Raw genomic sequence first — 21,205 nt, forward strand, 5'->3', positions numbered from 1 at the left:
GGGGGCGGGGGGCCGCGTGCTGTTCGAGCTTCTCTAACCCACCCCCCCCGCGGCCCGCGCCGGGGCGGGGGCGCCCCCCCCCCCCGGGGCGGGGCCCCCCCCCCCCCCGGTGCCGTGGTGCCGAACGTCGCGGACGACACGGTGCAGAAAGGGACGCGGCTACGCGCCGCACGCGCTCTCGTCGGCCCGGGACTGCTTGACGTCCACCTTCTTCGGCGGGGCGACCGGCGTTCCGGCCTTCTTGAAGTCCGGCCCGAGGACGAGCGTCATCGGCTCCGCCGCAGCGGCGTCCGTGGTACCGGGCTTCAGCGCCGAGGCGGGCAGGCCCATGAGGTCCGCGAGCTCACGCGCCTGGTCGGCCTGGTTCGGCGCGTACTCCAGTGTCGTCCTGGCCACGTCCTTCGGGGCGTTGCCCCCGTTGCTGGACTTCGTCACACCCTTGGAATTCTGCAGCCAGCCCAGGACGGCACTCGCCGATCCGCTCGGAGCGCCGCCGTTGACGAGGTCCACGCGCACGGCCGACGCCTCCGCCCGAGGACCTTCGAGCAGCGCGGCCTGCTTGTCCCGGGCCGCCTTCTGCTCCTTCTTCACGTCGGTGAAGGACACGTCGTTCTGCATCATGCTGAAGACCTTCGGCGCCTCGGCCGGGTCCAGGACGACGGTGATGGGGGTGGGCTCGTCCGGGTTGTCGACCACCGGCACCGTCATCAAGGTGATGTTCTTCAGGCTGATCCTGCCGAGCTCCCTGGCAAGGGTGACGAGCTTGGCGGCGCTGCCTATCCCCTTGTCCACGGTGAGGGCGTTGGTGGCCGCCTCGGCGATGTCGAGCATCTTCGTGGGACTGTCCAGGGTGTCTTCCTTCAGCTGGCGCATCATCGATGCGACGAACTGCTGCTGCATCTCGATCCGGTCCAGGTCGCTCTCGTTCTTCAGACCGTGCCGGTTCCGGAGGAACGACAGCGCGTCCTCGCCCGCGATCCGGCTCTCCCCGGACGGCAGGTCGAGGTCGGTCCCGCCGTCCACGTCCTTGATGGGCTCCTTCAGGCACACCTTGACGCCACCGACGGCAGTGGACACGGTCTTGACCGCGTTGAAGTCGAACATCATGAAGTGGTCGACCTCGAGGTCCGTGATGCCCTCGACCGTACGCATCGTGCAGCCGGGGTCACGGCCGTTGACTCCGAAGGACTCGTTGAACCTGGTGGGAACCGTCGAGCCGGCGATGACCTTGGTGGAGCCGTCGGGCTGTCTGGTATCGCAGTCCGGGATCTTGGTCATGAGGTCCCGGGGGATGCTCACCACGGTCGCATTGGAGCGGTCCTCGGATATGTGGAAGAGGAGGGTCGTGTCGGCGTGGCCGGTGACGTTGCTCCGGTTGCCGTAGGCCTCGTTGCCCTTGCCCACACGTACATCGTTGCCGATGATCAGGATGTTGACCGGCCCGTCCCCCAGGACGGTGTCGCTCCCCACGTCGCCCACGTCGACGGTGCTGATGTTCCCGTCGAGTCGGTCGTACCAGTAGTACGCGTACGCCGATGTACCTACGAGGACCAGGGTGAGGGCGCCCCCGGTCCACATCAGCACCTTCTTCCTGCCCTGCCGCTTGGGCTTGCGGCGGGGCGACCTGGGCGTGGTGTCCGCAGCGGGCGATTCGCGACGGCTGCGCTGCCGGGGAACCCGGGCGGGTGGGGAATCGGCGGTACTGCCGCGGGAAGCGGAGTCGACGTGGGGATCGCTGCCGGACCGAGTTGCCGATTGACCGTCCAGGCGCAGTTCGTACGTACCGGTCTCCGGGTTGACCACCCACTGATCCGCGGGATCGACCTCGTCCGCCCCTCCATAGGTCTGCACGCCCATGCCCCCCAGTCCTCCGGCGGGCGCCACCTGAGTCGCCCAACCGTTCGATGCGGCATCGTATCGGAGCCGCATGCCGCTCAAAGGCTTCTGCAACATGCCTGTGCGGACGCGTCGCACTGCACGGCTTCGGGCCTACCCGTCCGGGTGATCGGGAGCAGATCCACCTGTACGGGGGCGGGGTGACCACTAGGTTCCGGACCGTGCCGCAGCCCAAGGAGCTCGACCCGTACGCGAACCCGCGCGCCTTCTACGGCGCGGAGTTGCGTCGCCTGCGGGAGGCAGCGGGCCTGTCGCAGAACCAGCTGGGCGAACGGGTCTTCTGCTCGGGCACCTACATCGGCCTGTTCGAAGCGGCGGAACGGCGGCCCCAGTTGGAGCTGTCGAGCGCGCTGGACGAGCTGCTGGGGAGCGGCGAGCATCTGCAGCGGTTGTGCCTGCTGGCGCGGAAGTCGAAGGTGGCGGGGTACTTCGCGGATGCGGCGGAGCTCCAGCTGCAGGCCTCGTTCATCGGAAGCTGCACATCGGTTGTCCTTGGCCTTCTGCAGACCGAGGCGTACGCGCGGGCGCTCACCCGGTCCGCCCACCCGTTCGCCGCCACAGAAGTCGTCGAGGGACACGTCCGCACGCGTATGGAGCGCGCCTGCCTCCTCGACTCACCTACCGCGCCCGTACTTTGGGTGGTGATTCATGAAGCCGCCCTTCTCGTTCCTGTGGGCGGAAACGCCGTGATGGCAGAGCAACTCACCTATCTGGCCGAGCAGACTGCATCCCGCCCCCGCGTCGTCACACAGGTGCTCCCGCTCTCAGCCGGGGCCCACCCCGTCCTGCAAGCGTCGATGACACTGATGCAGTTCACCGAGGCTCCCGCAGTCGTGTATACGGAGAGCGCCTACAGCGGTCAACTCGTCGAAGAACCAATGCTGGTGGAGCAGTACCGCTCCGCATACGATCTGGCCAGGGCTGCCGCACTGTCGCCGGAGGCGTCCCTGGACCGGATCGTCTCGGCGGCGAAGGAGTTCGTGACGCCATGAGCACCACACCGGACCTGAGCACCGCTGCCTGGCGCAAGTCGTCGTACAGCAATGGCGATGGCGGCGAGTGCGTCGAAGTGGCCGACGGCATCCCCGGTCTCGTCCCCGTCCGCGACAGCAAGACCCCCGGCGGCCCCGCACTGGCCTTCGCCGCCGCGCGCTGGACCCCGTTCGTCGACGCCCTGAGGAACGGCACCCTCTGACAGAGGTCTGCCGGCCCCTGTCAGGTGCGGCTCGTCGCTGACTCCGGCTCCGGCTCCGGGAGAGGCGTTGCCTCCCGGCGGGGGAGCAACAGCGGGGTCGCCAGCAGGAGCACGCCGGCAAGGCCGATGGCGGTACGCGGGCCGAGCAGGCCACCCAGTACGCCCCAGACGGCCGTCAGAAGTGCGGTCGAGGCTTTGGTCGTCACCGCCCAGGCGGACAGCGTGCGGGCCACCCGGTCGGTCGCGGTGCGCCGGAGGCGGCAGGTGGCGGAGACGGGGTTGAAGACCCCGCAGCAGAGGATGAGCCCGAACTCGACGCCCATCACCAGCAGCAGCCCTCCGGTTCCCGGCCCCACGAAGGCCAGTCCGATGGGCCAGAACGCGCGCAGCGTCCCCGACACGACCAGGACGCGGTGCTGCCCGAACCGGGTGACGAGCGGTCGGGCCAGCCGCGAACCGAGCAGCCCGCCGATCGCGGGCAGGGCGAAGGCCAGGCCGTACTGCCACGGCGCGAACCCGAGTCTGCCGAGCATGAGGACGGCCAGCAGCGGCGAGGCGGCCATCACGAGGCCGTTGAACAGGGCGGTGTTGATGAACAGCGGGCGGAGCGTCGCGTCGGCGTGGATGTACCGCCAGCCGTCGAGCAGGTCCCCGGCCCGCAGGCGCGGGGCCTCCCGGGGTTCGGGCCGGGGTTCGTGCCCGCCGATCGCGCGGATGCCCAGGGCCGAGAGCAGGTAGCTGACCGCGTCGGCCACCAGGGTCGCCACCGGACCGAGGAGCCCGATCGCGGCGCCGCCCAGCGGCGGTCCGACGATCGTGGTCGTCCAGGCCGTGGATTCGAGTCTGGCGTTGGCCACGAGCAGGTCCTCGGGCGGCAGCAGTGTCTTCAGGTACGCGCCCGAGGCTGCGCGGAAGGTGATGTCGGCCGCCGCGACGACGACCGAGACCAGCAGGAGCTGAAGGAAGGTGAGGACGCCGAACGCGAACGCGGCGGGGATCGTCAGCAGCGCCGCGAACCGCACCAGGTCCATCGCGATCAGCACCGGCCGCTTGCGGCGGAACTCCACCCACGGTCCGAGCGGGACCGCCGCGACCGCGCCCACCGCGGCGCCGACGGAGGAGAGGGCGGCGACCTCGCCCGGTCCGGCGTGCAGTACCTGGATGGCGATCAGGGGGAACGCGCCGAAGGCGAGCCACGTGCCGAGCGCACTGGTCCCGTACGCTCCCCACAGCCATCCGAACGGCCTGCCGAGCCGGTGTCCGCTCCCCATGCCCGAGCCCCTCTCCGCTCATCCGCACAACCGATCCGCGATCGGAAGCATCAAAGCGAGCAGGACACCGAGGGATCAAACAACCGAAGTGGCTCCCAGCCACAACCAACAGTTGTGGCACTAGGGTGTCGGCGTGGACCTCGACACCGTCAGGACCTTCGTCGCCGCCGCCGAGGCGGGGCAGTTCCAGGAGGCCGCCGCCGAGCTGGCGGTCACCCAGCAGGCCGTCTCCAAGCGCATCGCCGCACTGGAGCGCAGCCTCGGCGTGCGATTGTTCACGCGCACGCCGAGGGGCGCCGAGCTCACCATCGACGGGCAGGCGTTCCTGCCCCACGCGCGCGAACTGCTGCGTGTCGCCGAACGCGCGGTCGCGTCCGTACGCACCGGCCACCGTCCGCTGCGCGTCGACGTGATCGCCTCACGCGGCGCGGCGTCCGGCCTGATGCGCGGCTTCCACGACGCGTACCCCGGGATCGAGCTCGACGTGGTGTGGCTCTTCGACATCGACACGGCCGTCGCCGCCATCCGGTCCGGCGAGATCGACGCGTCGTTCCGTGCCGTCGCCGTGCCGGGCCGGCCCCTGCCCGAGGACATCGAGTCCGTCCGGGTGCTCGACGAGCCGCTCCAGCTCCTCACCGGCCCCGCACACGCGCTGGCGGGCGCCCGGTCGGTGCCCCTCGCCCGGCTCGCCGGGCACCGGATCTGGATGCCGGGCATCGTCCCCGGTACCGAGTGGGCCGCCTACTACGACGACCTCGTCGCCGAGTTCGGTCTCACCATCGAGGCGACCGGCCCCAACTTCGGCTCCGACGCGCTCCTGGACACCATCGCCGACACCCCTGCCCTGGCCACCTTCATGGGTGGGATGACCCGCCTGGTCTGGCCCGTCGGCCACGGGCTGCGCCTCGTCCCGGTGACCGGCCCGACGCCCGTCTACCCGCACTCGCTCCTCTGGCACCGCGACAACCCGCACCCGGCGCTGGCCACCCTGCGCGCCCACCTCGCCGCCACGGCGGCCGGCCATGACGACGCCGGGACCTGGACCCCGAGCTGGGTGATTCCGCGCTGACGCACGCGTCCGCGCGCTCAGGCGCGCGCCGCCTCGTACAGGCTCTCGGGGAGTGCGAGGTTCAGTGCCGTGACGACCGGCAGGCCGTGTTCCTTGCCGAGGCGGGAGACCGCGCCCGTGGCGAGCTGGAACAAGGCGCCGCTCGCCGGAGTCAGTCGCAGGTAGCGGGCCGTGAGGACCCGCAGGAAGTGGGAGTGCGCGACCAGCGCGATGTCCGCGTCGCCGAGGCGTGAGGCGGCTGCCCGGACCTCTGCCAGGATCCGGTCCGCACGGGCTCCCACCTCCGCCGGGGTCTCGCCCGGGTGCCCTTCGGGGCCGGGCGCGACGCCGTCGGTCCACAGGTTCCAGTCGGGGCGGGTGCGGTGGATCTCGACCGTGGTCACGCCCTCGTACGCCCCGTAGTCCCACTCGTGCAGATCCGGTGTGACCCGGGGCGTCCGCAGGCCCGCAAGTTCCGCGGTACGCCTGGCACGGATCAGCGGGCTGACCAGGGTGAGGCCGATGTGCCGGTCGGCCAGGAGGGGGACCAACGCGCGGGCCTGCCGTTCGCCGAGGTCCGTGAGCGGCAGGTCGGTGTGGCTCGTGTGCTGTCCGGAGCGGGACCATTCCGTCTCGCCGTGCCGGATCAGGATCAGCTCGCCCATGGACTCCACCTTCGCGCCGAGGAGCCGGCCCCTGGCCGGGGCCGGCTCAAAGGATCAGCCTACGACCGTGACCGTGTACGGCTGGTCCGTGTCCGCCACGACCCGGACCTCGCCGCTCTCGCGGATCACTTCGTACGTCGCCGCTGGTGCGCCCGTGAGGTCGGGGACCGTGACCGTGCGGGTGAAGTCGCCGGTTCCGGCCGGGGCGAAGACCCGGAGCTCCAGGTTGTCGAGCCACTCCCCGTCCGGGCGGGACTCGTCCGCGCCCAGCGCCAGGACCGCACCCGGGCGGACCAGGACCGGCAGGCTGTCGAAGCCGTGGGTCTCCCGGCGCCACCCGGGGCCGGTGACCGTGTCGCCGGTCAGCAGGTGGGTCCAGGTGCCCTCGGGGACGTAGTACTCGACCTGGCCGTCCTCGCTGAAGACGGGCGCGACCAGGAGGTCCGGGCCGAGGAGGTACTGGCGGTCCACGGTGCGGGCGGTCGGGTCGTCGGGGAACTCCAGCAGCATCGGGCGCATCGTCGGGACGCCCGTGCGGTGGGCCTCGACGGCGGCCCCGTACAGGTAGGGCATCAGCCTGTGCTTGAGGCGGGTGAACTGCCGGGCCACGTCGACCGCTTCCTCGCCGAACTCCCACGGCACCCGGTAGGAGGAGGAGCCGTGCAGCCGGCTGTGTGAGGAGAGCAGGCCGAAGGCGAGCCAGCGCTTGAAGACCGCCGGGTCGGGGGTGCCTTCGAAGCCGCCGATGTCGTGGCTCCAGAAGCCGAAGCCGGAGAGCGACAGGGAGAGGCCGCCCCGCAGCGACTCGGCCATGGCGCCGAAGGAGGACCAGCAGTCGCCGCCCCAGTGGACCGGGAACTGCTGGCCGCCGGCGGTGGCGGAGCGGGCGAAGAGTACGGCTTCGCCCTGACCGCGCTCCTTCTCCAGGAGTTCGAAGACGGCCTTGTTGTACAGGTGCGTGTAGTAGTTGTGCATGCGCTCCGGGTCGGAGCCGTCGTGCCAGACGACGTCCGTGGGGATGCGCTCGCCGAAGTCGGTCTTGAAGGCGTCGACACCCTGGTCGAGGAGTCCCTTGAGCTTGCCCTGGAACCAGGCGGTGGCCTCGGGGTCGGTGAAGTCGACCAGCGCCATGCCGGCCTGCCACTTGTCCCACTGCCAGATGTCACCGTCGGCCGTCTCGACGAAGTAGCCCTCGCGGGCGCCCTCCTCGTACAGCGCGCCCTTCTGCGCGATGTACGGGTTGATCCAGACGCAGATCCGCAGGCCCTTCTCCTTGAGCCTGGCGATCTGGCCCACCGGGTCGGGGAAGGCCGCCGGATCCCATGCGAAGTCCGACCACTGGTACTCGCGCATCCAGAAGCAGTCGAAGTGGAAGACGCTGAGCGGGATTCCGCGTTCGGCCATCCCGTCGACGAAGGAGTTGACGGTCCTCTCGTCGTAGGAGGTGGTGAACGACGTGGACAGCCAGAGGCCGAACGACCAGGCCGGGGGCAGGGCCGGGCGGCCGGTGAGTGCGGTGTAGCGGGCGAGGACGTCCTTCGGCGTGGGGCCGGCGATGACGAAGTACTCGAGCGTCTGGTCCTCGACGCTGAACTGCACCTGGCCGACGGCCTCGGAGCCCACCTCGAAGGAGACCTTGCCGGGGTGGTTGACGAAGACGCCGTAGCCGCGCGAGGAGAGGTAGAACGGGATGTTCTTGTACGCCTGTTCGCTGCTGGTGCCGCCGTCGGCCTGCCAGATGTCGACGGTCTGGCCGTTCTTCACGTACGGCGTGAAGCGCTCGCCGAGACCGTGGACGGTCTCGCCCACGCCGAGAGCGAGCTGGGCGACCATGTGGTGGCTGCCGTCGGGGAGGGTGGCGAACGCGCTCCCCTTGCGTCCGGCGGACGTCAGGACCTGCCCGTCGCCGTCGAGGAACTCCAGACCGAAGGCACCCTCGGTGGGCAGCCTCAGTGTGAGGGGGCCGCTGGTCAGCTCGGCGGTGGCGCCCAGGTCACGTGCCGTGGCGGCGGACTGCGCGGCGGCTCCCACCAGTTCGAAGTCGGGGCCCTTGCGGCGCCTGCCCGCGTGGTGCGTGAGCCGTACGGCGATGACTCCCTCCGCCGGAGCGTGGGCCTCCACCGTGATCAGCGGGGCGTTGAGGGTGTCACCGCGCCTCTCGACACGCTTGACGGCCGCGTAGGCGGCGAGGCGGTCGGTGTCGAGGCGGACGTCGCGGACTTCGGTGGCGTACGAGGCGTGCACACCGCTGCGCAACTGCCAGAAGCCGTCGGTGAACTTCATGGGGGGTCCTTAGCCGTTCAGGAAGTACGGAAGCGCGGGACGTCAGGGCGTCTGCGGCGAGCGCGCCAACGGGTCCTCTCAATTTTGATCGTACACAAAACAAATGTGCGCACGAGGGCCCGTACGCAACAGGAACACCCGGAATGCCCGCATAACTGGACGGCTGACGAAGGCCGCAGATCCGACATGCTGCCGCCACGTGACCGATACGTCACGGAAACGGTATGGAAACCAACGGCCGGGTGGGGTATTAGTACTGCAAGCAAACAAATTGGTCGGTCGGCTGATCCGCCGCCCGCGCCTTCGTCGACAAGAGGCTGATCAATGTCGGAACGCTTCACCCCCACCGCCGCGGACAGGTTCACCTTCGGTCTCTGGACCGTCGGCTGGCGCGGCAACGACCCGTTCGGCGACGCCACCCGTCCCGCGCTCGACCCGGTCGAGTCGGTCGAGCGCCTGGCCGAGCTCGGCGCGCACGGTGTGACGTTCCACGACGACGACCTCATCCCGTTCGGCTCCTCCGACAGTGAGCGCGACGCCCACATCGCGCGCTTCAAGGAGGCGCTGGAGCGCACCGGGCTCAAGGTCCCGATGGCCACCACCAACCTCTTCACGCACCCCGTGTTCAAGGACGGCGGCTTCACGTCCAACGACCGCGACGTGCGCCGTTACGCGCTGCGCAAGGTCATCCGCAACATCGACCTCGCCGCCGAGCTGGGCGCCGAGACGTATGTGGCCTGGGGCGGCCGCGAGGGCGCGGAGTCCGGCGCCGCCAAGGACGTCCGCGTGGCGCTGGACCGCATGAAGGAGGCCTTCGACCTGCTGGGCGACTACGTCACCGAGCAGGGCTACAACCTCCGCTTCGCGATCGAGCCGAAGCCGAACGAGCCCCGCGGCGACATCCTCCTGCCGACCATCGGGCACGCCCTGGCCTTCATCGAGCGCCTGGAGCGCCCCGAGCTGGTCGGCGTCAACCCGGAGACCGGCCACGAGCAGATGGCGGGCCTCAACTTCCCGCACGGCATCGCCCAGGCCCTGTGGGCGGGCAAGCTCTTCCACATCGACCTCAACGGCCAGTCCGGCATCAAGTACGACCAGGACTTCCGCTTCGGCGCGGGCGACCTGCGCCAGGCGTTCTGGCTCGTCGACCTGCTGGAGAACTCCGACTACGCGGGCCCGCTCCACTTCGACTTCAAGCCGGTGCGCACCGACGGCATCGACGGCGTGTGGGAGTCCGCGAAGAACTGCATGCGCAACTACCTGATCCTCAAGGAGCGCGCCGCGGCCTTCCGCGCCGACCCGGCCGTGCAGGAGGCCCTGACCGCCTCCCGCCTGGACGAGCTGGCCCAGCCGACCGCAGCCGACGGGCTCAAGAGCCTGCTCGCGGACCGCTCCGCGTTCGAGGAGTTCGACGTGAACGCCGCCGCCGAGCGTTCGATGGCCTTCGAGGCCCTCGACCAGCTCGCGATGGAGCACCTGCTCGGCGTCCGCTGACGCACCGGGTGCCCGGCGGTCCTCCGCCGGGCACCCGGACTTCCGCGTGCGGCCTCGCCGAATCCGCGCACGGACTTGACGATCACCCCGTGGGAGCGTTCCCATGGATCGGCCACCCCCTCATGCAAGGGCACCACCGTGACAGAAACAGCCCCGGACGGAACGGACCGACGCCCCAGCCGCCGCACCAGGCGGATCGTCGTCCCCCTCACCGTCGTCTCCGCGATTCTCACCGGCGCCGTTCTGTCGGGGTGCGGTCAGCAGAGGGACGACGACGTCTACACCGTCATGAACTCCTCGACCGACGAGTCGTACCACCGCTGGGACGGCGACACCCTCGCGCGCTGCGGCAAGGAGCTCGGGATCACGATCGAGCAGCAGAGCGTGCCGGCCTCCCAGCTGATGACGAAGGCGCTGCGCATGGCGTCGTCGAAGTCTCTGCCGGACGTCCTCCAGCTGGACGCCTCCGAGATGCCGACGTTCGCCGAGGCCGGCGGGCTCATACCGCTGAAGGATCTCGGACTGACCACGACGGACATCCCCGAGGGGATCGTCGACTTCGGCTCGTTCGACGGGAAGTACTACGGGGCCGCGCGCACCGTGAACACCCTGGCGCTGTTCTACAACAAGGACACCCTCGACGAGGCCGGCCTGAAGGTGCCCACCACCTGGGCCGAGATGCGGTCGACGGCCGCGAAGCTGACCCAGGGAAAGCGGTACGGCCTGGCGCTCAGCGCGGGCGGCGCGGAGGACGGTGTCTTCCAGTTCACCCCGTTCATGTGGTCCAACGGCGGCGACGAGTCGAAGCTCGACACCCCCGAGGTCGCCGGTGCGCTGGACTACTGGAAGGCGCTCCTGAAGGACGGCTCGCTCTCCAGGTCCACGGTCAACTGGACCCAGGCCGACGTCAACGACCAGTTCATGGCAGGCAACGCCGCCATGATGATCAACGGCCCGTGGCAGGTCGAGACCCTGAACGCCAAGAAGGGGCTCGACTGGGGCATCGCCGAGATCCCGGTACCCGAGGCGGGCGACGACTCCGTCGGTCCGCTGGGCGGCGGTGTGCTGACCGTGCCCAACACCGGCGACACCGCGCGCGAGAAGACGGCCGCCGAGATCATCGACTGCATGGCGGGCGAGAAGGAACAGATCACGTACGCCCTGAACAGCTGGATGGTCCCGGCGAACACCAAGGCCGCCGCGGTCTGGCGTACGAAGGCCCCGGAGCTGGCGGCCCTGGCCGGCCAGGTCTCGACGGCCCGTTCCCGTACCACGAAGGTCGGCGCGCAGTGGTCGTCCGTGTCGCTCGCCCTGCAGAGCGCCTTCCAGTCCGCCCTCACCGGTGAGTCCAGCGAGGCCGCTCTCGAGCGTGCCCAGCAGCAGGTCACGAGCGGGAACTGAGGTACCGAACCATGTCATCCACCACAGCCTCCGCAACCGCGCCGCACGCCGAGCCGAAAGCCCCGGCGGCCGGTACGGCCATGAAGCCCGTGAGCCCGCAACGCGCCAAGCGCCGCAGGCAGCTCGCCCAGTGGGGCTTCATCGCCCCCGCCGTGGTCTTCATGGCACTGTTCTTCGGCTACCCGCTCGTCCGCAACATCGTGATGAGCTTCCAGGACTACTCGCCGTCCACGTTCTTCACCGGTGAGGCGCCGTTCAACGGCACGGACAACTGGAGCAACGTCTTCGACGACGGGCTGTTCGGCAAGGCCCTGTGGCAGACGATCCTCTTCACCGTCGGATCGCTCGTCGGCCAGTTCTGCATCGGTCTCGCCCTCGCGGTCTTCTTCAGCCGCCGCTTCCCGCTGAACGGGATCCTGCGTTCGCTGATCCTGCTGCCGTGGCTGGTCCCGATGGTCGTCTCCGGCATCGTCTGGCGGCGCATCTTCGACCAGGACACCGGCGTCCTCAACTCCTTCCTGGGCACCCTCGGACTCGGCGGCGACACGCCCTGGCTGACCAGCACGAGCATGGCGCTCGTCTCGGTGATCCTGGTGAACATCTGGATCGGCATCCCGTTCAACATGGTGATCCTCTACGGCGGCCTCCAGGAGGTCCCCAAGGAACTGCACGAGGCCGCCTCGCTCGACGGCGCCTCGGCCTGGCGCACCTTCCGCTCGGTGACACTGCCGATGCTCAAGCCCGTCATCACGGTGGTGCTGGTGCTCGGCTTCATGTCGACGGTCAAGATCCTCGACCTGGTCCTCGCCCTCACCGACGGCGGCCCCGCCGACTCCACGCAGACGCTCGGCACGCTCACGTACCAGAACTCCTTCGTCCAGATGGACTTCGGGGCCGGTGCCGTGGTCGGCAACATCCTGATCCTGATCTCCGCCGTCTTCGCGGTGTTCTACCTGCGGGTCAACCGCAACGAGGGGAAGTGACCGGCATGGCGACCACCACCCAGATCCCCGCCGCCCCGGCTCCCGCCGTCCACCGGCCCAGGCGCCGCTGGGGTGCGACGGTATTCGGCGTCGTCGTCCTCGCCGTCATGCTGTTCCCGCTGTACTGGATGGTCAACACCGCCCTCCAGCCGGACGCGAGCCTGGTCGACGTCGCCCCCGTGCCGACGGGCATCGACTTCTCCGGTTTCACCTCGGCCGTCACCGACCAGGGCGCGAACCTGCTGACCTCGCTGGCCGTGGCCCTCGGCGCCGTGGCCATCTGCCTGGCGATCTCCGCGCCGGCGGCGTACGGGCTGGCGCAGTTCAAGCTGCGCGGCAGCAGGACGATCGTCTTCGGCACGCTCATCACACAGATGGTGCCCGGCATCGTCATCGCCAACGCCCTGTACAGCGCGTACGTGGACCTCGGCCTGGTCAACTCCTACTTCGGCCTGATGCTGGCGGACGCCTCGCTGGGCATCCCGTTCGCGATCGTGCTGATGCGCTCGTTCATGGTGTCCATCCCGCGCGAGGTCGTCGAGGCCGCCGAGGTCGACGGTGCGGGCCGTGTCCGCACGTTCGTCCAGGTCGTCCTGCCGATGAGCCGCAACTCCCTGATCACCGCGGGGCTGTTCTCGTTCCTGTACGCGTGGAGCGACTTCATGTTCGCGCTCACGCTGAACACGACGGACGACGTCAAGCCGATCACCCTCGGCATCTACCAGTACATCGGGGCCCACGTCGGCGACTGGGGTTCGGTCATGGCCGCGTCCGTGCTCTCCGCGGTGCCCGCTGCGGTCCTCCTCGTCCTGTCCCAGAAGTACATCGCCGCCGGGATCACCGGCGGCTCGGTCAAGTAAGGGTTCCCATGAGTGACTTCCCGGTCTTCCCGCCCGGATTCGTCTTCGGCGCGGCCACGGCCTCGTACCAGATCGAGGGCGCCGTGGAGGAAGACGGCCGCGGCCCGTCCATCTGGGACACCTACAGCCACACGCCCGGCAGGACCGACGGCGGCGACACGGGTGACGTCGCCTGCGATCACTACCACCGCTACCCGCAGGACGTGGCGCTGCTGCGCGAGCTGGGCGTGGACTCGTACCGCTTCTCGATCGCCTGGTCCCGCATCCAGGCCGAGGGCAGCGGGGCGGTCAACCCCAAGGGGCTGGACTTCTACTCCCGGCTCGTCGACTCGCTCCTGGAGGCGGGCATCGAGCCGGCCGCCACCCTGTACCACTGGGACCTGCCGCAGGCCCTGGAGGACCGGGGCGGCTGGCGGGTACGGGAGACGGCGGAGCGCTTCGGCGAGTACACCGCGATCATGGCCGAGCACCTGGGCGACCGGGTGCCGCGCTGGATCACCCTCAACGAGCCGTGGTGCAGCGCGTTCCTCGGCTACTCCGTGGGCCGTCACGCGCCGGGCGCGCAGGAGGGGCGCGGGGCTCTGGCCGCCGCGCACCACCTGCTGGTCGGCCACGGCCACGCGATGGACGCGCTGCGCGCCGCGGGCGTCCGCGAGGCGGGTATCACCCTCAACCTGGACCGCAACGTCCCGGCCACCGAGTCGGACGCCGACCTCGCGGCCGTCGTCCGGGCCGACACGCAGCACAACCTCGTGTGGACCGAGCCGCTCCTCGCGGGCCGCTACCCGGCCACCGAGGAGGAGACCTGGGGCGAGCTGATCACCGGTCAGGACTTCCGCCGCGAGGGCGACCTGGAGCTGATCTCCCGGCCGATGGACTTCCTGGGCATCAACTACTACCGGCCGATCGTGATCGCCGCAGCCCCGCACCGCGAGCCGGACCCGGCGCTGCGCGTGGCCACGGACAACCGGTACGCGGAGGGAAGCTACCCGGACGTCCGCAGGACGGCGATGAACTGGCCGGTCGTCCCGGAGTCGTTCACCGACCTGCTGACCGTCCTGAAGCAGACGTACGGTGACGCCCTGCCGCCGGTGCACATCACGGAGAACGGTTCGGCGGAGTTCGACAGCGTCGAGGCGGACGGTTCCATCCACGACACGGACCGGGTGGAGTACCTGCGCGACCACCTGACGGCGCTGCGGGCGGCCATGGACGCCGGTGTCGACGTACAGGGCTACTACGTCTGGTCGTTGCTGGACAACTTCGAGTGGGCGCTGGGCTACGCGAAGCGGTTCGGGATCATCCGGGTCGACTACGACACCCTGGAGCGCACCCCGAAGGACAGCTACCGCTGGTACCAGCAGCTGATCGCGGCGCACAAGGCCTGATCACCTTCACGGCGGGGGCGTACGCGTGCACATGGCGCGTACGCCCCCGTTCCGTTCCCGCCGTCCGGCCCGCCACCGGGGACCGCCTCGCCCCGGCCAAGAGGTCCCCGAAATCGGGAGGCGCTGCCGGCCGGGGTGCGGGAGACTTCCCAGGTGATCGTGATGCGCCCCGTCCTGGAGATCCACCGCACCGACGGCTTCGCCCTCTGGCCTGTCGCCGAGGCCCGTCCGTCCGGATATCTGCCGCTCAGCGGTGAGCTCACCACAGTCGAGGTGGCGACGGCCGTGATGCGCATCGCCGAGTGCAACGACCTCGACCCGGAGCACGACGGCCGCCCGCCCCGGCCCGCCGACCCGCTCGGTTCGTTCCTGCACGGGCTGCTGACCTTCGAGGACCTCTTCGCGCCAGGCGGCATGCGGGTCACGGACCGCTCCACCGGCATCACTCTCCTGCCCGGCTGCTGCACCGGGCTGGAGGAGTGGCGTGCCTGGCGCGAAGTCCTCCAGGGAGGCGACTACGCCTCCTTCGGACACGACCCGGCCCCGGTCGCCGAACGCGCCGGCGGCACCGTCCGGCTGACCGTCGACGCCGAAAGGACGGACAGCCCGGTGATCGAGCTGTCCGTCGCCGAGCTCGGCCGCCTGCTCGACGGTGCCGAACGTGATCTGACCGGCTTCCTGGCACTGGCCGAGGAGTGGGTCTCCGAGAATCTGCCCGACCGCTCCGCCCCGGTCACCGCCGCCCTCGTGCGCGCACTCGACCTCTGAGCGGTCGAGGCTCCGGCACAGCCGTCGCATCAGCGCCCCGGGGCCTACGGGTTCACCGCAGCGCGTACGCCCCCGGGTCCGCCATCACCTCGTGCACCACCCGGGCGGCCGCGCCCCGTGCCGCGTCGCCGGAGACGGACGAGGCGCGCAGCCGGCTGCCCTTCTCGTGCCAGCGGCCCGACACCACCCGTGCCGTGAGCTGGGCGTCCGCCGACTCCTCCAGCCATGGCATCAGGTTCCGGTAGATGCCGCCCAGGACGACCGCCTCGGGGTCGAAGAGGTTCACCGCGCCGGCCAGCACCACGCCCATCCGGTCCCCCGCCGTGCGCAGCGCCTCCACGGCCCGCGTCTCCCCGGCCGCGGCCCGCTGCTCCAGCTCACCGATCCCCCGGATCCCCGTGTCCGGGTCGATGCCGGCCGCCTCCAGCAGCGCCGCCCGGCCCGCGTACTGCTCCAGGCAGCCGCGCGCCCCGCACCGGCAGAGCGGGCCCTGCGGATCGACGACCATGTGCCCGATCTCGCCCGCGAACCCGTGGGCGCCGCGCAGCATTTCGCCGTTCAGCACGAGGGCTCCGCCGACGCCGATCTCACCGGTGAGATAGAGGAAGGTGCGTACGCCGCCGAGCCCGCCGAACCAGAGTTCGGCCAGGGCCGCGAGATTGGCCTCGTTGTCGGAGCCGACGGCCAGGGCCCGCCCTGCGGGGCGCAGCGTGCTGAGTGCCTGTCCGAAGATGCCCTCGGCCGCGACCCTGTTCCAGCCGAGGTTGGGGGCCTGGCGGACCACTCCGCCCGAGACCAGGCCGGGCAGGGCCAGTTCGACGCCGACGACGCGCAGTTCCTGCTCGCGGGTGGAGCCGATGACCCGGTTGGTGAGCCTGGCGGCGTGGGCCAGCACGTCGGCGGCCGGGACTCCCCGGTGATCGGTGTGCTCGGTGACGCGGACCCGGTCGGTGCCGGTGAGGTCGACGGCGCACACCGACACGTAGTCGATGTTGATCTCCACACCGAGCCCCGCCGGCCCGGTCCGGGACAGTTTCAGTACGGTGCCGGGGCGCCCGGCCGCGCCGCTGGAGGTCTTGCCCGACTCGCTGAGGCAGTCCAGGGCGAGCAGTTCCTCGACGAGCGAGGAGACGGCGGCCCGGGTGAGCCCGACGAGGCTCGCGACCCTGGCACGGGTGACCTCGCCCTCGTCACGCACGGTCCGCAGGACCAGGCTCAGGTTGTGCCGCCGCACGGACTCGTGTCCTGCCTTGGCGGCGGGCGAGGTGAGGGTGTTCTTCATCTGACCTTCGAGCCTAGGGCCTTTCGTTCGGCAGGCCGGATCAGGGAGCGGCGAAGGGCCGCACCCGGGGGTGCGGCCCTCGCTCACTTCTCGGTGCGTCTACTTGCGGATCAGGCTGCGGAGCACGTACTGCAGGATGCCGCCGTTGCGGTAGTAGTCCGCCTCGCCGGGGGTGTCGATGCGGACGACGCCGTCGAACTCCACACCCGTGTCGGTGGTGACCTTGACCGTGCGCGGCGTGGTGCCGTTGTTCAGCTCGGTCACACCGGTGAAGGAGAAGCTCTCCTCGCCGGTCAGGCCGAGGCTCTCCGCGGTCTGGCCCTCCGGGAACTGGAGCGGCAGGACGCCCATGCCGATGAGGTTCGAGCGGTGGATGCGCTCGTAGGACTCGGCGATGACGGCCTTGACGCCGAGGAGCGCGGTGCCCTTGGCGGCCCAGTCACGGGACGAGCCGGAGCCGTACTCCTTGCCCGCCAGGATCGCGAGCGGGGTGCCCGCGGCCTGGTAGTTCTGCGAGGCGTCGTAGATGAACGACACCGGGCCGTCGGCCTGGGTGAAGTCGCGGGTGAAGCCGCCCTCGGTGCCCGGCGCGATCTGGTTGCGCAGGCGGATGTTGGCGAAGGTGCCACGGATCATGATCTCGTGGTTACCGCGGCGCGAGCCGTAGGAGTTGAAGTCACGGCGCTCGATGCCGTGCTCCGTGAGGTACTTGCCGGCCGGGGTGTCGGCCTTGATCGCACCGGCCGGGGAGATGTGGTCGGTGGTGACCGAGTCGCCGAGCTTGGCCAGGACACGGGCGCCGATGATGTCCTCGACCGGGGTCGTCTCCATCGTCATGCCCTCGAAGTACGGGGGCTTGCGCACGTAGGTGGACTCGGCGTCCCACTCGAAGGTGTTGCCGGTCGGGATCGACAGCGCCTGCCACTGGGCGTCGCCCGCGAAGACGTCCTGGTAGGACTTGTTGAACATGTCCTCGCCGATGGAGTTGGCGACGACGTCGTTCACCTCGGCCTCGGAGGGCCAGATGTCCTGGAGGTAGACGGGCTTGCCGTCCTGGTCGACGCCGAGGGCGTCCTTGGTGATGTCGACCTTCATCGAACCGGCGATGGCGTACGCGACGACCAGCGGCGGGGACGCCAGGTAGTTCATCTTGACGTCGGGGTTGATCCGGCCCTCGAAGTTACGGTTGCCGGAGAGCACCGAGGTGACGGCCAGGTCGTGCTCGTTGACCGCCTTGGAGACCTCTTCCGGCAGCGGGCCGGAGTTGCCGATGCAGGTGGTGCAGCCGTAGCCGACGAGGTTGAAGCCGACCTTGTCGAGGTACGGGGTCAGGCCCGCCTTGTCGAAGTAGTCGGTGACGACCTTGGAGCCCGGGGCGAGGGTGGTCTTGACCCACGGCTTGCGGGTCAGGCCCTTCTCCACGGCCTTCTTCGCGACGAGCGCGGCGGCGACCATGACGTACGGGTTTGAGGTGTTGGTGCAGGAGGTGATCGCGGCGACGGTGACGGCGCCGTGGTCGAGCTCGTACGTCGTGCCGTCGGGGGCGGTGACGGTGACCGGGTTCGACGGGACGCCGTTGGCGGTGGCCGGGGAGTCGGAGGCCGGGAAGGACTCCTTGCCCGCCTCCTCGTCGTCCGCGACGTAATTGCGCACGTCCTGGGCGAACTGCGCCTTGGCGTTGGCGAGGACGATGCGGTCCTGCGGGCGCTTCGGGCCGGCGATGGAGGGGACGACCGTGGAGAGGTCGAGCTCCAGCTTCTCGGAGAAGTCCGGCTCGGCGGCCGGGTCCAGCCAGAGGCCCTGCTCCTTGGCGTACGCCTCGACGAGCGCGACCTGCTGCGCGTCGCGGCCGGTCAGACGCAGGTACTTCAGCGTCTCGTCGTCGATCGGGAAGATCGCGGCGGTGGAGCCGAACTCCGGCGACATGTTGCCGATGGTGGCGCGGTTCGCGAGAGAGGTGGCGGCGACGCCCTCACCGTAGAACTCGACGAACTTGCCGACGACGCCGTGCTTGCGGAGCATCTCGGTGATGGTCAGCACGAGGTCGGTGGCGGTGGTGCCGGCCGGGAGCTCGCCGGTCAGCTTGAAGCCGACGACGCGCGGGATGAGCATGGAGACCGGCTGGCCGAGCATCGCGGCCTCGGCCTCGATGCCGCCGACGCCCCAGCCCAGCACACCGAGGCCGTTGACCATCGTGGTGTGCGAGTCGGTGCCGACGAGGGTGTCGGGGTACGCCTGGCCACCGCGGACCATGACCGTGCGGGCCAGGTGCTCGATGTTGACCTGGTGGACGATGCCGGTGCCCGGGGGGACGACCTTGAACTCGTCGAAGGCGGTCTGGCCCCAGCGCAGGAACTGGTAGCGCTCCTTGTTGCGGCCGTACTCCAGCTCGACGTTCTGCGCGAACGCGTCGTTGGTGCCGAACTTGTCGGCGATGACGGAGTGGTCGATGACCAGCTCGGCCGGGGCCAGCGGGTTGATCTTCGCCGGGTCGCCGCCGAGCTCCTTCACGGCCTCACGCATGGTGGCGAGGTCCACGACACAGGGAACGCCGGTGAAGTCCTGCATGATCACGCGGGCCGGCGTGAACTGGATCTCCTGGCTGGGCTGGGCCTGCGAGTCCCATCCGCCGAGCGCCCGGATGTGGTCGGCGGTGATGTTCGCGCCGTCCTCGGTGCGGAGCAGGTTCTCCAGCAGCACCTTCAGGCTGTAAGGGAGGCGCGCGGAGCCCTCGACCTTGTCCAGCTTGAAGATCTCGTACGACTCGTCGCCCACGCGCAGCGTGCTGCGGGCGTCGAAGCTGTTCGCCGACACGACAGTCTCCTTCTTCAATGTGCGCGTTCAACCGCGCCGCGCCTCATGTGCGGCCGGCGCCGCCTACGGCCCCCACCATCCGCTAAGGTAAGGATTAGTTAGGTAACCCTTACCGGCGGCGACTGCGGTGCGCCTCGGCAGATATCTCGATGTCGAGATAACTCTAGTACATCGCCGCCGCGCGGTCATGCCCGGGCGCCCGTGACCGCTGTCATCCCCTCGGGGCGTTTGACAGCGAACCCGGTCGTCGCGGCTCCTTGCCGGCGAACCCAGGCGTACGAGGTGACCCAATCGGGGGTGCCGAGCGGGCGTACCGGTCGAGGTGGATCCTGCCGAGCCGTACGTCGGGCTGTCGCACGTGGATGCCGTACGCGAGTGTCGATGGCGTCCACTGCCGGACCGGGTGGCGGCCCGGCCCGAGATCACCCGCCTGGCCTGCGACCAGGCGGGGTGGGGGTTCGAGCGGGTCGGGGTGCCCGACGCATTACTTCTGGCGCATGTTCCGGCTTGAGGAAAGAGCGACGGGAGCCTCCGGCGGGCGGTATCGCGGAACCCGTCCTCGAAGATCCGGCAGGTCAGTTCAGCAGGGCGGCTGCGAACGTCTCACGGCGCTCCGTCAGCCAGGTCTGCACGCGGTCCCAGCGTTCCCATCCACCGCGCTCGGCCAGCGCCTGGAGATAGACGGGGTCACCGTCAGCCACGCGGCGGGCGACAAAAGCCCGGCAGACCTCGGTGGCCTGCTCGATGACGCCGACCAGCTCGGCACGGTCCTGCGGCGAGAGGCCGTAACTGTCGGCAAGGATCCGCAGCCGCGTGGGCGCATCCAGTCCGGAGGGGTAGACGGCGGCCGCAGATGCGGGATCGACCAGGGGCACCCAGTAGCGGGCGGTCATGGCGACGTCCCAGAGGGGACGGCCCGGGGCTGCCAGGTCGAAATCGATCAGGGCGACGGCACGGCCGTCGCGGAACACGACGTTTTCCGGGCACACGTCGTTGTGGCACAGCATCGTTCCCCCCTCCGGATCGGCCAGGTCCCCAGGCCACTCGGCACGGATGTCGACCGCGACGGCCGCGCTGGTCTCATGCAGGCGCCGCAGCAGGCTCCCCACCGATTCCAGGGCGGCCTTCGTCATCGCCCAGTCCGGGAACGGCGGCAGGGCCACGTCGCCGGAGATGAAGGTCAGCCGTTCCCGGCCATCCTCGGTGAATCCGGCAGGGGTCGGCGCCGCGTCGAAGCCGCGCTCCTTCAGCGCAAGGAGGTAGGCGTGCAGGGCGTGCGCGTTGCGCGGAGCCGGGCGCTCCACCAGCGCACCACGGCGAAAGACCGCTCCTGCGTTGGCCATGCCGCCGACCAGCGCCTCGCTCTCAGCCGTCATGACGACGACGCTACCGCCAGATCGACCCCGCGCGGGCGGGCCCGACTGCACGAGGCCTTCAACTGGACCGTACCGGCCCCGCTGACCAGCGCGTTGCGCGGGCCGACCCGATGGAGAGGCCCGCCACCCCGGGCAGCGCGAGGCACTCCCGACCGGAGCGCGCTCACACCACAGGCATGGACGGACAGCGTCGGGATACCCGTACTCCTGACAAAGGAGGCGCAGATGCCGCTCACATTCCGCAAGAGCTTCCAGATCCTTCCGGGCGTCCGGCTGAACATCAACCGTCGTTCGTGGTCCGTCACGACCGGCGGCCGGCACGGACCGAAGCGCACCACCAGCAGCACCGGCCGGCGCACCACGTCGATGGACCTGCCGGGACCCTTCGGCTGGCGGAAGACCACCAACCGCCGCCGCGGCTGACCGCTCACCCGTTCGGCCGAGCCCCGCGTGCCGGACCGCAAGGCGCGAACGACCGTGT

General features: G+C 70.0%; 17 protein-coding genes. 10 read left to right on the top strand and 7 right to left on the bottom strand.

Translation table 11 applies throughout. The annotated features are described in order from the left end of the window. Positions 1-159: 159 nt before the first annotated feature. Positions 160-1,857, bottom strand: coding sequence for an LCP family protein (locus ACFW9O_RS22610; RefSeq protein WP_384611664.1), 1,698 nt, complete (start codon positions 1,855-1,857; stop codon positions 160-162). A gap of 200 nt (positions 1,858-2,057) precedes the next feature. Between ACFW9O_RS22610 and ACFW9O_RS22615 the strand changes: the two genes are divergently transcribed. Together ACFW9O_RS22615 and ACFW9O_RS22620 are read left to right on the top strand one after the other, a co-directional pair. Next, positions 2,058-2,888 carry a Scr1 family TA system antitoxin-like transcriptional regulator gene (locus tag ACFW9O_RS22615; RefSeq protein WP_384611666.1) on the top strand — a complete coding sequence of 277 codons (831 nt, stop codon included), beginning with the start codon at positions 2,058-2,060 and terminating at the stop codon, positions 2,886-2,888. Beyond that, positions 2,885-3,091, top strand: a complete 207-nt coding sequence (locus tag ACFW9O_RS22620; RefSeq protein WP_384611667.1) for a DUF397 domain-containing protein — start codon at positions 2,885-2,887, stop codon at positions 3,089-3,091. The genes ACFW9O_RS22615 and ACFW9O_RS22620 overlap by 4 nt, the downstream gene beginning before the upstream one ends. 20 nt (positions 3,092-3,111) lie before the next feature. On the opposite strand, the gene ACFW9O_RS22625 is transcribed toward ACFW9O_RS22620, so the two are convergent. Next, positions 3,112-4,362, bottom strand: a complete 1,251-nt coding sequence (locus tag ACFW9O_RS22625; RefSeq protein WP_384611669.1) for an MFS transporter — start codon at positions 4,360-4,362, stop codon at positions 3,112-3,114. Positions 4,363-4,495: 133 nt separating this feature from the next. On the opposite strand from ACFW9O_RS22625, the gene ACFW9O_RS22630 reads away from it, so the two are divergent. Next, positions 4,496-5,431 carry a LysR family transcriptional regulator gene (locus ACFW9O_RS22630; protein ID WP_384611671.1) on the top strand — a complete coding sequence of 312 codons (936 nt, stop codon included), beginning with the start codon at positions 4,496-4,498 and terminating at the stop codon, positions 5,429-5,431. A 17-nt stretch (positions 5,432-5,448) separates the two neighbouring features. Here ACFW9O_RS22630 and ACFW9O_RS22635 read toward each other — a convergent pair whose 3' ends face one another. Beyond that, positions 5,449-6,075 carry a histidine phosphatase family protein gene (locus tag ACFW9O_RS22635; protein WP_329206377.1) on the bottom strand — a complete coding sequence of 209 codons (627 nt, stop codon included), beginning with the start codon at positions 6,073-6,075 and terminating at the stop codon, positions 5,449-5,451. Between the two features lie 54 nt (positions 6,076-6,129). Beyond that, positions 6,130-8,358, bottom strand: coding sequence for an alpha-xylosidase (gene yicI / locus ACFW9O_RS22640; RefSeq protein ID WP_384611673.1), 2,229 nt, complete (start codon positions 8,356-8,358; stop codon positions 6,130-6,132). Positions 8,359-8,682: 324 nt separating this feature from the next. Between yicI and xylA the strand changes: the two genes are divergently transcribed. The 6 genes from xylA (at position 8,683) to ACFW9O_RS22670 (ending at position 15,252) form a co-directional block, all read left to right on the top strand. Further along, on the top strand, positions 8,683-9,852 hold the full coding sequence (gene xylA / locus ACFW9O_RS22645) for a xylose isomerase (protein WP_329206380.1): 1,170 nt from the start codon (positions 8,683-8,685) through the stop codon (positions 9,850-9,852). A gap of 138 nt (positions 9,853-9,990) precedes the next feature. Further along, positions 9,991-11,253: an ABC transporter substrate-binding protein gene (locus tag ACFW9O_RS22650; RefSeq protein WP_384611674.1), complete on the top strand. Its 1,263-nt coding sequence runs from the start codon at positions 9,991-9,993 to the stop codon at positions 11,251-11,253. Positions 11,254-11,264: 11 nt separating this feature from the next. Next, positions 11,265-12,236 carry a carbohydrate ABC transporter permease gene (locus ACFW9O_RS22655; RefSeq protein ID WP_384611675.1) on the top strand — a complete coding sequence of 324 codons (972 nt, stop codon included), beginning with the start codon at positions 11,265-11,267 and terminating at the stop codon, positions 12,234-12,236. 5 nt (positions 12,237-12,241) lie between these two features. Further along, positions 12,242-13,096: a carbohydrate ABC transporter permease gene (locus ACFW9O_RS22660; RefSeq protein ID WP_384611677.1), complete on the top strand. Its 855-nt coding sequence runs from the start codon at positions 12,242-12,244 to the stop codon at positions 13,094-13,096. An 8-nt stretch (positions 13,097-13,104) separates the two neighbouring features. Continuing rightward, positions 13,105-14,484: a GH1 family beta-glucosidase gene (locus ACFW9O_RS22665; RefSeq protein ID WP_384611679.1), complete on the top strand. Its 1,380-nt coding sequence runs from the start codon at positions 13,105-13,107 to the stop codon at positions 14,482-14,484. Between the two features lie 162 nt (positions 14,485-14,646). Continuing rightward, positions 14,647-15,252, top strand: a complete 606-nt coding sequence (locus ACFW9O_RS22670) for a hypothetical protein (protein WP_384611968.1) — start codon at positions 14,647-14,649, stop codon at positions 15,250-15,252. 52 nt (positions 15,253-15,304) lie between these two features. On the opposite strand, the gene ACFW9O_RS22675 is transcribed toward ACFW9O_RS22670, so the two are convergent. The 3 genes from ACFW9O_RS22675 to ACFW9O_RS22685 form a co-directional block, all read right to left on the bottom strand. Next, on the bottom strand, positions 15,305-16,534 hold the full coding sequence (locus ACFW9O_RS22675; protein ID WP_351172444.1) for an ROK family protein: 1,230 nt from the start codon (positions 16,532-16,534) through the stop codon (positions 15,305-15,307). Between the two features lie 99 nt (positions 16,535-16,633). Beyond that, positions 16,634-19,348, bottom strand: a complete 2,715-nt coding sequence (gene acnA / locus ACFW9O_RS22680; protein WP_384611681.1) for an aconitate hydratase AcnA — start codon at positions 19,346-19,348, stop codon at positions 16,634-16,636. A 575-nt stretch (positions 19,349-19,923) separates the two neighbouring features. Next, positions 19,924-20,724, bottom strand: coding sequence for a phosphotransferase (locus ACFW9O_RS22685; RefSeq protein ID WP_384611683.1), 801 nt, complete (start codon positions 20,722-20,724; stop codon positions 19,924-19,926). A gap of 225 nt (positions 20,725-20,949) precedes the next feature. Between ACFW9O_RS22685 and ACFW9O_RS22690 the strand changes: the two genes are divergently transcribed. Beyond that, positions 20,950-21,147, top strand: a complete 198-nt coding sequence (locus tag ACFW9O_RS22690) for a DUF4236 domain-containing protein (RefSeq protein WP_351172453.1) — start codon at positions 20,950-20,952, stop codon at positions 21,145-21,147. Positions 21,148-21,205: the final 58 nt, after the last annotated feature.

Source organism: Streptomyces sp. NPDC059499, from assembly GCF_042749285.1.
In the GTDB taxonomy this organism is placed as follows: Bacteria; Actinomycetota; Actinomycetes; order Streptomycetales; family Streptomycetaceae; genus Streptomyces.